At 68.9% G+C, this 11,258-nt stretch carries 11 protein-coding genes; 4 read left to right on the top strand and 7 right to left on the bottom strand.

Translation table 11 applies throughout. The features are described 5' to 3' along the window. Nucleotides 1–16: 16 nt before the first annotated feature. The 5 genes from F3H13_RS10430 to F3H13_RS10450 form a co-directional block, all read right to left on the bottom strand. The gene (locus F3H13_RS10430) at nucleotides 17–1,063 is read right to left on the bottom strand and encodes an ABC transporter permease (RefSeq protein WP_149798973.1); all 1,047 of its coding nucleotides are present in this window, start codon (nucleotides 1,061–1,063) and stop codon (nucleotides 17–19) included. Then, entirely contained in the window at nucleotides 1,056–2,369 is a 1,314-nt protein-coding gene (locus tag F3H13_RS10435; protein ID WP_149798974.1) for an ABC transporter permease, read from the bottom strand. Before F3H13_RS10435 ends, F3H13_RS10430 begins: the two co-directional genes overlap by 8 nt. Further along, complete coding sequence (locus F3H13_RS10440; protein WP_149798975.1) at nucleotides 2,366–4,012, bottom strand: ABC transporter ATP-binding protein; 1,647 nt, start codon at nucleotides 4,010–4,012, stop codon at nucleotides 2,366–2,368. Before F3H13_RS10440 ends, F3H13_RS10435 begins: the two co-directional genes overlap by 4 nt. Before the next feature lie 141 nt (nucleotides 4,013–4,153). Beyond that, nucleotides 4,154–5,236: a BMP family lipoprotein gene (locus tag F3H13_RS10445; protein ID WP_149798976.1), complete on the bottom strand. Its 1,083-nt coding sequence runs from the start codon at nucleotides 5,234–5,236 to the stop codon at nucleotides 4,154–4,156. A 237-nt stretch (nucleotides 5,237–5,473) separates the two neighbouring features. Then, nucleotides 5,474–6,976 (bottom strand): phosphohexomutase domain-containing protein, encoded by a 1,503-nt coding sequence (locus F3H13_RS10450; RefSeq protein WP_149798977.1) that lies wholly within the window; start codon nucleotides 6,974–6,976, stop codon nucleotides 5,474–5,476. 83 nt (nucleotides 6,977–7,059) lie between these two features. Here F3H13_RS10450 and F3H13_RS10455 point away from each other — a divergent pair, with 83 nt between their 5' ends. Further along, nucleotides 7,060–7,338 carry an acylphosphatase gene (locus F3H13_RS10455; RefSeq protein WP_149798978.1) on the top strand — a complete coding sequence of 93 codons (279 nt, stop codon included), beginning with the start codon at nucleotides 7,060–7,062 and terminating at the stop codon, nucleotides 7,336–7,338. Between the two features lie 44 nt (nucleotides 7,339–7,382). On the opposite strand, the gene F3H13_RS10460 is transcribed toward F3H13_RS10455, so the two are convergent. Further along, nucleotides 7,383–7,865, bottom strand: coding sequence for a hypothetical protein (locus F3H13_RS10460; RefSeq protein ID WP_149798979.1), 483 nt, complete (start codon nucleotides 7,863–7,865; stop codon nucleotides 7,383–7,385). A 127-nt stretch (nucleotides 7,866–7,992) separates the two neighbouring features. Here F3H13_RS10460 and F3H13_RS10465 point away from each other — a divergent pair, with 127 nt between their 5' ends. Continuing rightward, the gene (locus F3H13_RS10465) at nucleotides 7,993–8,859 is read left to right on the top strand and encodes a hypothetical protein (protein WP_149798980.1); all 867 of its coding nucleotides are present in this window, start codon (nucleotides 7,993–7,995) and stop codon (nucleotides 8,857–8,859) included. An 868-nt stretch (nucleotides 8,860–9,727) separates the two neighbouring features. On the opposite strand, the gene F3H13_RS10470 is transcribed toward F3H13_RS10465, so the two are convergent. After that, nucleotides 9,728–10,150 carry a winged helix-turn-helix transcriptional regulator gene (locus tag F3H13_RS10470; RefSeq protein ID WP_149798981.1) on the bottom strand — a complete coding sequence of 141 codons (423 nt, stop codon included), beginning with the start codon at nucleotides 10,148–10,150 and terminating at the stop codon, nucleotides 9,728–9,730. A 69-nt stretch (nucleotides 10,151–10,219) separates the two neighbouring features. On the opposite strand from F3H13_RS10470, the gene F3H13_RS10475 reads away from it, so the two are divergent. Both F3H13_RS10475 and F3H13_RS10480 read left to right on the top strand, forming a co-directional pair. Continuing rightward, a complete protein-coding gene (locus F3H13_RS10475; protein WP_149798982.1) occupies nucleotides 10,220–10,669 on the top strand; it encodes a DoxX family protein in 450 nt (149 codons plus the stop codon). Between the two features lie 76 nt (nucleotides 10,670–10,745). Further along, a complete protein-coding gene (locus F3H13_RS10480; protein WP_149798983.1) occupies nucleotides 10,746–11,228 on the top strand; it encodes a VOC family protein in 483 nt (160 codons plus the stop codon). Nucleotides 11,229–11,258: the final 30 nt, after the last annotated feature.

Consider the following 11,258-nt stretch of genomic DNA (forward strand, 5'->3'; position numbering starts at 1 on the left):
GCCCGTCCGGTCGCGACTACTCTTCCGTCTCGTAGTGTTCCCCGGCGGCCTCGGGGATCTGCGTCCGGCCGACCAACGCGAGGACGACGATCACGACGACGTACGGGATGGTCTGGACCAGCGTGTCCGGGACCGCGTATCCGAGCTGCTGGAGCCGGATCTGCATCGCGTCGAGGCCGGCGAACAGCGCGCCCGCCCCGAGCGTCCCGATCGGGTTGTAGTTGCCGAAAAGGTACGCGACGATGGCGATGAACCCCTTTCCTTGAACCATCGTCTCGCCGGAGCCGACGAACTGGCCGATCGACAGCGCCAGCGCAGAGCCGCCGACTCCGGAGAGGACGCCCGAGAGCAGGACGCCGGCGTACCGCACCTTCGAGACGGAGACGCCGACCGTGTCGAGCGCCTTGGGGTTCTCGCCCGCAGCCCGGAGGTGTTTCCCGAAAGCGGTCTGGTTCAGCAGCCACCACGAGCCGACGGTCGCGAGGACCACCAGCGTCGCGGAGTACTGCCACCCGACGCTCACGCCGAGGTTGGGCGTGTTGACGCCGCCGAAGAACACGGTTGACATGAACGGCGCGAGCCCTAAGGCGATGAGCCAGACGGCCAGCCCGGCGATGATCTGGTCGGCCTTGAACTCGATGCAGACGACCGCGAACACCGCTGCGAGGAACGTCGAGGCCGCGATGCCGGCGAGGAACGCGACCACGAGCGCCGGGACGCCGAGGACGGCGTTCCCGACCCCGACGACCGACGCGGCGTACACCGACACGAACGCCGAGATGATTAACAGTCCCTCCAGCCCGATGTTTATCACGCCCGACTTCTCGGCGAAGATGCCGCCGAGCCCGGCGAGCACGATGGGCGCCGCGAGCCGCGCCGTCGACGCCCCGGTGCTCGTCGAGAAGACGATGCGGGAGAGGTCGCCCGCGACCGACTCGGGGAACGCGACCCCGAGCACGCCGAGCAGCGCGAGCACCCCGACGGTGCCGACGACCAGCGAGCGCACGTAGCTCGACTCGCTCGCCCCCGCGAGGAGCGACGACGGCGAGAGCGGGTTACGCATCGGTCTCACCTCCGTCGCCGCCGGCGGGCTCGTCGGGTTCCGTCGACCCCGAGCCGCCCGCACCGCGCGCGCCGCCGACGCCGGTGTACCGCCCGATCATCCGGAAGAACTCCGGCATCGCGACGAACAGGATGATGAGCCCGCGCAGCACCGCGACGAGTTCGGTCGGGACGTCGGTCCGGAAGCCGATCTCCAAGGCGCCGCCCTTCAGGACGCCGAAGAGGAACGCCGCCGGCAACACGCCGATCGGGTTGTTCCCGGCCAGAATCGAGACGGTGATCCCGTCGAAGCCGAGGTCGGGGATCGAGGCCATCCACCGCCCCTCGGACATCAGCACCCACACCGAGCCGCCGACGCCGCCGAGCGCGCCGGACAGCGTCATCGCCCGGACCGTCGTGAGCTTCGCGTTCACGCCCCCGTACTCGGCCGCTGCGGCCTGGACGCCGCTCGTCCGGAGGTCGTACCCGAGCGACGTGTGCTCGACGAAGTAGTAGAGCCCGCCGATGAAGACCACCCCGCCGAGCAGCGCGAGCAGCGCGAAGTCGCTGGACGCGGGGAACAGCCACGGCCGGAACTGCGCGTACTCGGGGACGTAGCGGGTGGCGACCACCGAGGAGCCCTCGGCGCGGAACACCTCTAACACGAGCACGTACGCGACGTTCGCGGCGACGAAGTTGAGCATGATCGTCGTGATCACCTCGTTGGCGTCGGCGTACGCCTTGAGCGCGCCGGGTATCGCGCCCCAGAGCCCGCCGCCGACCGCGCCGGCCGCGGTGCCGGCGACGATCAGCACGACCCCGGCGACGGGGCCGGCCGGGAGGAGGGGCGCGAGCGCGAGGACCGTGAGCGCGGTCGCGAGCGCGCCGACGACCAGCTGTCCCTGCGTCCCGATATTGAACAGGCCGGCGCGGAAGGCGACGGCGACGGAGAGCCCGGTGAAGATCAAAAGTGTCGTCTCAGAGAGCGTCAGCCCGAACGAGAGGTTAAACGGCGTCCATCCGGGGGTGAACAGCCCGGGGTCGCCGACGGCGAACGGGTAGCCGAGCGCGCCGTTGAACAGCACGAGGTACACCTCGATCGGGTCGTAACAGAAGCCGAGTCCGGTGAGCGGCATCGTCCACGCCGCGCTCGAACACCCCGCGATCCGACCGGAGACGAGCACGAGCGCGAAGCCGACGACGATCGAAAGGAGGATCGCGGCGACGCTGATGAGGAGCCGCTCCGCGACGCTCCGGTCGACGAACGGCGCGACCACGCGGGCAAGGACGGACTGGCCCCGACTCTCCTCTGAGTCAGAATCGCTCACGCGTCCACCCCCTCCTCACCGCCGGTCGCTCCGTCGATCCCGTCGTTCGACGCGTCGTCCGCGCCTTCAGCGCCGTCCGCGCCGTCGACTGCGGCGTCGTGGAGGGCCGCCCCCTCGACGGAGTCGTCGTCGAGCGACTCGCCCGCCATCAGCAGGCCGATCTCCTCTTCGGTCACGGTCGCGGGGTCGACTACCCCTGTGAACTCCCCCTCATGGATCACCGCGAGGCGGTCGGAGAGCCCTTGTACCTCGTCGAGCTTCGAGGAGACCAAGAGGACCGCCTTCCCCTCGGCGCGCAGTTCGAGCAGCCGGTCGTGGAGGAACTCCGTCGAGCCGATGTCGACGCCGCGGGTCGGGTGAGTAGCGACGACGAGCTCTGGGTCGCGCTCGAACTCCCGCCCGACGATGAACTTCTGCTGGTTGCCGCCCGACAGCGACTCGGCCTCCGCCTCGGCGTCCGGCGGCCGGACGTCGTACTGCTCGATGACGGACTCGGCGTGGTCGCGCGCCGCGCCCCAGTCGAGCCGGCCGCCGCGCGCGAACGGCTCGTCGTGTTGGCTCCCGAGAATGCCGTTCTCTGTGAGGTCGTACGACATCACCAGGCCGCGCTCCTGGCGGTCTTCGGGGATGAACGCCATCCCGCGGTCGATCCGGTCCCGGCGAGTCTTCCCGACCATCGACTCGCCGCGGTAGCGGATCTCGCCGGACGCCGTCTCGCGCAGCCCCGTGACCGCCTCGACGAGCTGGGACTGCCCGTTGCCGTCGACGCCCGCGATCCCGAGGATCTCGCCGCCCCGGAGCTCGAAGGAGAGGTCCGAGACCGCCTCGACGCCTCGGTCGTCCTCGACGCTGAGGTCGGTCACCTCAAGCACGCGCTCGCCCGCCTCCTGCGGCGAGGTCGCGGGGTCCATCAGCACCTCCCGGCCGACCATCATCTCCGCGAGCTCCTCGCGCGTCACGTCGGCCGCGGCGACGGTGCCCACGTTGACCCCGTCGCGGAGGACGGTAATGTCGTCGGCCGCCGACAGCGCCTCACCGAGCTTGTGCGAGATGAAGATGATCGTCTTCCCCTGTTCCGTCAGCTCGTCGAAGACGCCATACAGCTCCTCGACCTCCTGCGGGGTCAACACCGCGGTCGGCTCGTCCATGATGAGCACGTCGGCGCCGCGGTACAGCGCCTTCAGTATCTCGACGCGCTGCTGTTCGCCGACCGAGATGTCCGCGATTTTCGCGTCCGGGTCCACGTCGAACCCGTAGCGCTCGCTCAGTTCGACGACGGCTTCGCGGGCCGCCTCCCTGTCGACGCGGAGTCCGCCCCAGCTCTTCGGCTCGTTGCCCAAGACGACGTTCTCCCACACCGTCATCGGGTCGACCAGCATGAAGTGCTGGTGGATCATGCCGACGCCGGCGTCGATCGCGTCCCGCGGCGAGTCGAACGACCGCGGCTCGCCGTCGAGGCGGACGGTCCCCTCGGTCGGCTGGTAGAGGCCGTACAGCACGTTCATCAGCGTGGTCTTACCGGCCCCGTTCTCGCCGAGCAGGGCGTGGACGCTCCCGCGCTCCACCGCGAGATCGACGTCGTCGTTCGCGACGACCCCGGGGAATCGCTTCGTGATGCCGTCCAAGTGGACCGCCGGGTTCATTCACCCGTAACTCCGCGTCGGAGCCTAAAAACGCGCGGATTCCGAGCTAACACGCCCGGTCCTGTCTCTCGTCTGACCGGAGTGGCAGAAAATTCCGCCGGCGGGATCTCGGTCCCGAGACCGGAGTCCCCCGCGGCGCGTTCAGTCCGTCGTCTCCGGGACTTCGATGTTGCCGTCGATGATCTCGTCGCGCGCGTCCGCCACCGCGGTCGTGATATCTTCGGGCACTTCGTCGCCGATCTCCTGTCCGTAGACGCACTCGACGCCGTTGGAGTCTAAGCCGAGCGCCGTGGTGCTTCCGCCCTGGTGGTCGTCGTCGATGACGTTCGAGATCGACTCGTACACCGCGGTGTCGACGCGCTTCACCATCGACGCCAGGATGACGTCGGAGAACGACTCGTTGGAGACCGACTGGTCCTGGTCGACGCCGAAGGCGAACCGGCCCTCCTCTTCCGCGGCCTGGAAGACGCCGACGCCCGTCGCGCCCGAGGCGTGATAGATGATGTCGGCCCCGCTCTGGTACATCGACAGCGCCGCCTCCTGTCCGCCCGTCGGGTCAGCATAGCTGCCGACGTAGCTCGTGGTGACGTCGACGTCGTCCGTGGCGTAGTCGACGCCGGCCTCGAAGCCGGCCTGGAACCGGCGGATCACCGGGCTGTCGACGCCGCCGACGAAGCCGACGGTCGTCGAGTCCGGGTCCGTCTCGCCGGCGCCCGCCGAGAACTCGGTCTCGGTCAGGCGGCCGGCGAGCACGCCCATCAGGAACGAGCCCTCGTGCTCGCGGAACAGGTAGCTCGCGACGTTCGGCTCGTCGACGACGGTGTCGACGATCATGAAGTCCTGATCGGGGTACTCGGGCGCCGTCTCGGTGAGCGCGTCGCCCTGGTTGAACCCGATGGTGGCGACCAGGTCGTACGCCGGGTCCGTCGACCCCGCGTACTGCTGTTGGAACTGCTCGAACTCGCCGGCGCCGTCGGGCTCCGACTCGTCGTACGCGATGCCGAACTCCTCTTCGGCCTGGAAGATGCCCTGCTGGGCGGCGTCGTTGAACGAGTTGTCGCCGAGGCCGCCGTCGGAGTAGACGATGCCGACCCGCGCCGGCACGTCGCCGTCGCCCCCGTCGCCGCCGTCGCCGCTCGGGCCGCCGCTACACCCGGCGAGGCCGACGAGGCCCGCTGCGCTTGCCGCCTTGATGAACCGCCGCCGATCGAAGTCGGATGCCATCTCACTCGTACCCCCGTCGGAACGCGGCATAAATTCGTCGTTCTCGGGGCGTCGATGTGGCACGTTCGTGAAAAGAGGCGGGCGTTTCCGGGGGAATCCTCGGTCTATTCCGGCGTTCCGATCCACGAACCCGGATTTCCCACGGTCGTTCATCGGACCGGGCACCGCGGCGGAACGGCGGCGGAACGGCGGCCGAACCGCCCGGGTGCCTATGCGGCGGCCGAACCGCCCAAGCGCCTACGCGGCGGCGACCGCGTCCTCGACGACGCCCTCGACGTCGGCGACGAGGGCGTCGACGTCGTCGCTCTCGGCGTAGATGCGGACGTACGGCTCCGTCCCGGAGGGGCGAACGAGCGTCCACGAGGCGTCCTCGAACTCCAGCCGGACGCCGTGGTCGGTGTCGACTGCGGCCTCGGGGAACGCCTCCGGCAGCGTCGTCTCCAGGCGGTCCATCACGGGTTCCTTCGCGTTGTCGGGACAGCAGACGCTCACCTTGCGGTACGGGCGCTCGGTGACCGGCTTCCGGAGCGCCTCGAGCCCCTCATCGGCGACGAGTCGGGCGATCACCGCCGCCGAGGTCACGCCGTCGATCCACCCGCCGAAGGCGACGTGGATGTGCTTCCACGGCTCGGCGGCGAACACGACTCGGGTGTCGTCGCCGCCCGCTCCGTCCGCGGCCGCCGCCTCCCGCACCGCCGCGATGCCCTCGTGGAGCGCGCCGAGCCGCACGCGCTCGACGCGGCCGCCGGCGTCGCGGACGCGCTCGTCGATCCGGCCGGAGGCATTCGGCGTCGTCACGACGACGGGGTCGGCCGCGTCGCTCGTGCGGGTGTATCGCTCCGCGAGGACCGCGAGGACCGTGTCCTCGTGGACGACCTCGCCGTCCGCGTCGACGATCACGATCCGGTCGGCGTCGCCGTCGTGGCCGATGCCGAAGGCGAACCCCTCGGCCGCCCCATCTTCATCACCGCCGACCTCGGGTAGCCGGCCCGGGTTCTCGACGTCCTCGTTGGCGTCGGCGATGAACGCGCGCAGGTCGGCGAGTGTCTCCGGGGTCGGCTTGCTCCCGCGACCCGGGAAGTGGCCGTCGACGTTCCCGTTGAGCGTGACGACGTCGGCGCCGAGCTCGCGGAGGACGGTCGGCGTGGCGGGCGCGCTCATCCCGTTGCCGCAGTCGACCGCGACCCGGAGGCCGTCGAGGGGCGCGCCGAACCCCGCGGCGTACTCCCGCACGTCGTCGAGGTAGCCGCCGAGCGGGTCGGTCCTTGTCGGCTCGGTCCACTCGTCCCACGGGGCGACCGGCTCCTCGTCGGCGACGCGCGACTCGACGGCACGCTCCGCGTCGCGGTCGAACTCGGTCCCGTCGCGGAACAGCTTGATCCCGTTGTCGGTCGGCGGGTTGTGCGAGGCGGTGAGCATCACGCCGTAGCGCCCCCGCGAGGCGTGCGCGAGCACCGGCGTCGGGAGCCGCCCGGCGCGGCGCACGGCGACGCCGCCCGCGGCCAGTCCGGCCTCCATCGCGGCCGCGAGCGCCGGGCCGGTCACCCGGCCGTCGCGGGCGAGCACGACGGTCGGCTCGGGGGTCGAATCGGAGGACGATCCGGCGGTCGGTTTCTCGGCAGAGTCGTCGGTTCGGCTTCGAATCTCGGCGCCCACGGCTCGCCCGACGGCGAGCGCGAGCGCCGGCGTGACGCGGTCCTCGACGCCGCCGCGGATCCCGGCGGTTCCGAACAGGTCCATGTCGACCACCTCGGCGCCCGGGAGTTAGTAGGCGTCGGTTGCGGGCACGGCGTTTAAGCCGGACGCGGCCGCACCGTCGGCCGATGACCGACCGCGTTCGCGCGCACGTGTTCGTCTCAGGTCGCGTTCAAGGCGTCTACTACCGGGCGAGCACCCGCGACGCCGCCCGCGAGACGGGCGTCGACGGCTGGGTGCGGAACCTCGACGACGGCCGGGTCGAGGCCGTCTTCGAGGGCCCAGAGGGCGACGTTCGCGACATGGTGGCCTGGTGTGAGACCGGAAGCGAGGCCGCCGACGTCGACGACGTAGACGCGGAGTACGGCGAGCCGGAGGGCGAGGACGGGTTCGAGGTCAGGTGGTAGACCGCGGTGCGGGGAGACGCAGCAGCGACGGGCCCGGATACGACTCAGTCGTCGTCCGCGGCAGTCGTCGGTCCGGCGATGCCGCCGGGTCCGTCTCGAACGCCGAGTTCCTCCAGCGCGCGTAACACCACGATCGCCTCGACCACGTCGCGCTCCTCGGTGTAGGGGTCGTCGACCGCGTCAAGCGTCGCCTCGGCCTCCTGTTCGAGCCGCGATTCCAGCTCCGTCTGGTCTGTCTCGGCCTTCGTCGCGGACAGCAGCGCCTCGTGGTCCTCGCGGAGATCCAAGGAGACGTGCGCGGCGTTACATCGCGAGAGGGGATGCGTGTCCATCTCGATGGCGAGGTCGCTCACGAGGTCCCAGTCGTCGGCACAGAAGCGGAGCGTCACCGTGCCAACCACGTCACGCCACGCGATCGGCTCGCCGTTCTCCAGCAGCCTGAGCGCCCGCGGCGGCACCGCGATCCGGGTGTGGGTGTCGTCCCGGCCGCACAGGCAACAGGGGGTGTTCTTCAGTCCGGCGTACACGGCGATCCGTACGCGCCGGAGAAGGGTGTGCGTTTCGCCGGCGGAGCGCTTTCGCCCGCGCCGGGAGCTCGGTCGACGGGTCGCGATCGCACAAAGCACTTACACCGTCGGTGGAACGAAAGCCACGATGAGCCGCCCGTCACCGGCACTCCTCGCGGCCCTCTGTTTGTTCGTCGTCGGAGTCGGTCTCGTCATCGGCGGCGCCGCGGGCGCGACGGATTCAGGCCCGGTAACGTACGTGGTGGACGAGACGGACGGCGAGGTCCATCGATACGCGGACCTCTCCGAGCCGGCACGGGACGTCGTCGACGCCGGCGCCGATGGGAGTGCCGTCGCCGTCGACGACGTCCCGTCCGAGTTCCGGTCGGGGAGATGGAACTTTGTCAGGGACGGCGACGAACTCGCGTGCTTCCTTCCGACCGACGACGCCGACTCCGGAGATGTCAGCGTCACGTTCGCCCAATGCGGGGGGTTCGCCTTCGAGTACGAGGAACTCTCCGAGCGAGGACAGACGCTCTTCACGGCAGCGATGGAGAACCCCGACGGCTACGTCTCGTTCGCCGGAGCTCCCCCTGCGGGGCTCGGCACCGCCTCGATCAACGGGGTCGACGTAGCGGACGCCCCCGAGGAAGAAGGACGCTACTACGTGTTCGCGAACGAACGCGTCTACGAGTTCGGGATCTACGGAGCGGGTCCGCTCGGCGGGTTCGGCGAAGTCATCTACGCTCTCATCGTGTTCGCCCTCGGTCTCGTCCTCATCGCCGGCAGCGCGTACGGCTATCGGATCTCGGCCGTTCACGCGCCGGCGGCCGCCGCGGTCGGTGCGAGCGTGTACCTCGTACAGCCGCTCGCGGAGGCCGTCGGGCTACTCCGATGGTCGATACGGCTCGACGGGTACAGCCCGTGGGGAGTCCCGTTCGTGATCGCTCTCGCGGTGGGCGGGGTGGCGTACGTGCTCCCGGAGCTGTACGCGTTCGCGCGACGATACCTGTGAGAGTGGCGCGGCGGCACAATTCATAGACAGATTCGAGCGCCTGCGCCGCTCACTTATATATCAGGCCGTGGCGCGTGCCTACGAGGCCGCCCCGCGGTCGAGCCGGGAGGGACCTCCGGCCACTTTAGAAGCCGGCGCTTCGCGCCGGCGACTGACAGGGCGAGAGCTTCGCTCTCGCTTGCAGCCGGACGTAGTCCGGCGACGAGGCTGGGGAGGCGTGAGGCTGCGGTCCCGCGAGCGACCGGAGAGAGCGAGCGAGAGGACGGAAGTCGCAGCCCACGCAGCGAACGGTGCGAGGTGCGAGCGGAGCGAACGAGCGAGGAGCGTGGTTCGAGAGAGTTTCGCACTCTCGTCATCGCCGGAAGTCGGAGACTTCCGGCTAGCAGTCAGAATCCATGGGATTCTGATAACCTCCCGAAAATCGGAGATTTCTGGCGACACCGAGCTGCGAGTCTTCGCGGCTGGGGATTTGGAAGTGTTCGCTGTAGGCACGGTATCGGCCCGAACGGCCGGACAGTGAACTGTGATAACTCACTTAACATTCAGTTTGGCAAAAATTTTAATATAGGTGCCATATACATCCCGGCTGAAATGGGCCTGTTTGGTTCAAGCAGTAAGGGAAACTGTGAGCTGTGTGGCGGACAAGCAAACGCGAAGTCGAACGACGCCGCGAAGTGTAGCAACTGCGGAGCGATAGCCCATAAATCGTGTATGCGTAACCGGGGCTTGGTCAAGGAAACGGGGATAACGAATCCGTTCAGCGATGGGAAAGTCAAATGCCCCGGGTGTGGAGTCGTCGGTAAGTATTAGCACACACCGGCGCCCAACTTCTGTCAATTAGAACGAATTTACCGCTAGAACCGACCGCTCAGGCGTCACATTCCGCGAGCCACTCGTGGGCCCAGTCGTCGATTTCTTCGAAGACGGGCGCGAGCGACTCGCCTTTGTCGGTCAGGCTGTAGTACGTCGCCACCGGGGAGTCCTCCTCCAGTCGCCGATCCACGAAGCCGGTCTCCTGGAGGTCGTCGAGCACGCGCGAGAGCGTCCGGGCGTTGGCGTCGGTCTCGCGTTTGAGCTCGTTGAACCGCGACTCGCCGTTCAGCAGCTCGTGGAGGACGACGAGCCGCCACCGCGAGCCGATCTGTTCGAGCGAGTCGACGACCGGGCAGGGCGTCTCGGGCGTCGTCGCCTCTGCCGTCGCCTCCGTCGTGGCGTCAGCGCCCGAGTCCGCCGTCTCCGCTGGCTCCGCTGCCTCAGCCGTCTCCGCCGCCGAAAGGTCCTGTGATGACATCGGTGTTACCTACTAACCGTATTGTCCGGGAAGCGATAAATAGGTTACGTCCGTATAGCAGGTTACACGATGTTAGCTGAATTCGGAACGCTACCGCTCCAGCTCGACACCCCCCTCGCGGGCGAACTCTTCCTACTCGGCCGGATCCTGTTCGGCGCGACGCTCGCGTTCATGGGGCTCAACCACTTCACCGACCTCGAGACGATGGCCGGCTACGCCGAGTTCAAGGGCCTCCCCGCGCCGCGGTTCTCGGTGTTCGCGTCCGGCGCCGTCCTCGTGCTCGGCGGCCTCGGCGTCGCGGCGGGCGCGTTCCCCGTCCTCGCGGCCGGGAGCCTCGCGTTCTTCCTCCTCGTCTCCGCCGTGACGATGCACGACTTCTGGTCGGTCGAGGACCCCGAGGAGAAGCAGAACGAGATGACGGGCTTCCTGAAGAACGTCTACGGCGCCGGCGCCGCGCTCGCGCTGCTCGCCGTCGGCGGGTCCGCGTGGCCCTACGCGGTCGGCCTCGGCCTGTTTTAAGACGCGACCAAACTGCCCGGTTGTCCGGGGGCGCCAGTACGACTAACTACCTTCCCGACGACCGTTCACACAGACCATGACCGACGCGCCGCCGACGACCGGACTCCACCACGTCACGAACATCTGTACCGATATGGACGAGACCGTCGCGTTCTACGAGGACGTCCTCGGCTGGCACACGGTCAAGCGGACCCAGAACTACGACGACCCCGGAACGCCCCACTACTACTTCTCGCCGACGCCGGAGGGCGAGCCGGGCACCAACGTCACCTACTTCGAGTACCCCGACTCGCAGGGGACGCCCGGCCCGGGCGCGAGCCACCACTTCGCGTTCGGCGTCGAAGACGAGGCAGCGCTCAGCGAGTGGCGGGACCACCTCAAGAGCCACGACGTTCGAGTCTCCGAGGTGAAAGACCGCACCTACTTCAAGAGCGTCTACTTCACCGACCCCGACGGGCTCGTCTTCGAGCTGGCGACGCAGGGGCCGGGGTTCACGCGCGACGAGGCCGACCCCGGAAGCGCGGTCATCGACCCGTTCGAGGAAGGCCACGAGAGCTGACCGGGCGGTGAGCGCCTCGGTCCCGAAACC

It is taken from the genome of Halorubrum xinjiangense, assembly GCF_900102375.1.
Taxonomy (GTDB): Archaea; Halobacteriota; Halobacteria; order Halobacteriales; family Haloferacaceae; genus Halorubrum; species Halorubrum xinjiangense.

Excerpts from the sequence above, each read along its gene's own strand:
- F3H13_RS10445 (WP_149798976.1), bottom strand. The coding sequence starts at position 5,236 with ATGGCATCCGACTTCGATCGGCGGCGGTTCATCAAGGCGGCAAGCGCA.
- F3H13_RS10440 (WP_149798975.1), bottom strand. The coding sequence starts at position 4,012 with ATGAACCCGGCGGTCCACTTGGACGGCATCACGAAGCGATTCCCCGGG.
- F3H13_RS10430 (WP_149798973.1), bottom strand. The coding sequence starts at position 1,063 with ATGCGTAACCCGCTCTCGCCGTCGTCGCTCCTCGCGGGGGCGAGCGAG.
- F3H13_RS10480 (WP_149798983.1), top strand. The coding sequence starts at position 10,746 with ATGACCGACGCGCCGCCGACGACCGGACTCCACCACGTCACGAACATC.
- F3H13_RS10465 (WP_149798980.1), top strand. The coding sequence starts at position 7,993 with ATGAGCCGCCCGTCACCGGCACTCCTCGCGGCCCTCTGTTTGTTCGTC.
- F3H13_RS10450 (WP_149798977.1), bottom strand. The coding sequence starts at position 6,976 with ATGGACCTGTTCGGAACCGCCGGGATCCGCGGCGGCGTCGAGGACCGC.
- F3H13_RS10470 (WP_149798981.1), bottom strand. The coding sequence starts at position 10,150 with ATGTCATCACAGGACCTTTCGGCGGCGGAGACGGCTGAGGCAGCGGAG.
- F3H13_RS10455 (WP_149798978.1), top strand. The coding sequence starts at position 7,060 with ATGACCGACCGCGTTCGCGCGCACGTGTTCGTCTCAGGTCGCGTTCAA.
- F3H13_RS10475 (WP_149798982.1), top strand. The coding sequence starts at position 10,220 with ATGTTAGCTGAATTCGGAACGCTACCGCTCCAGCTCGACACCCCCCTC.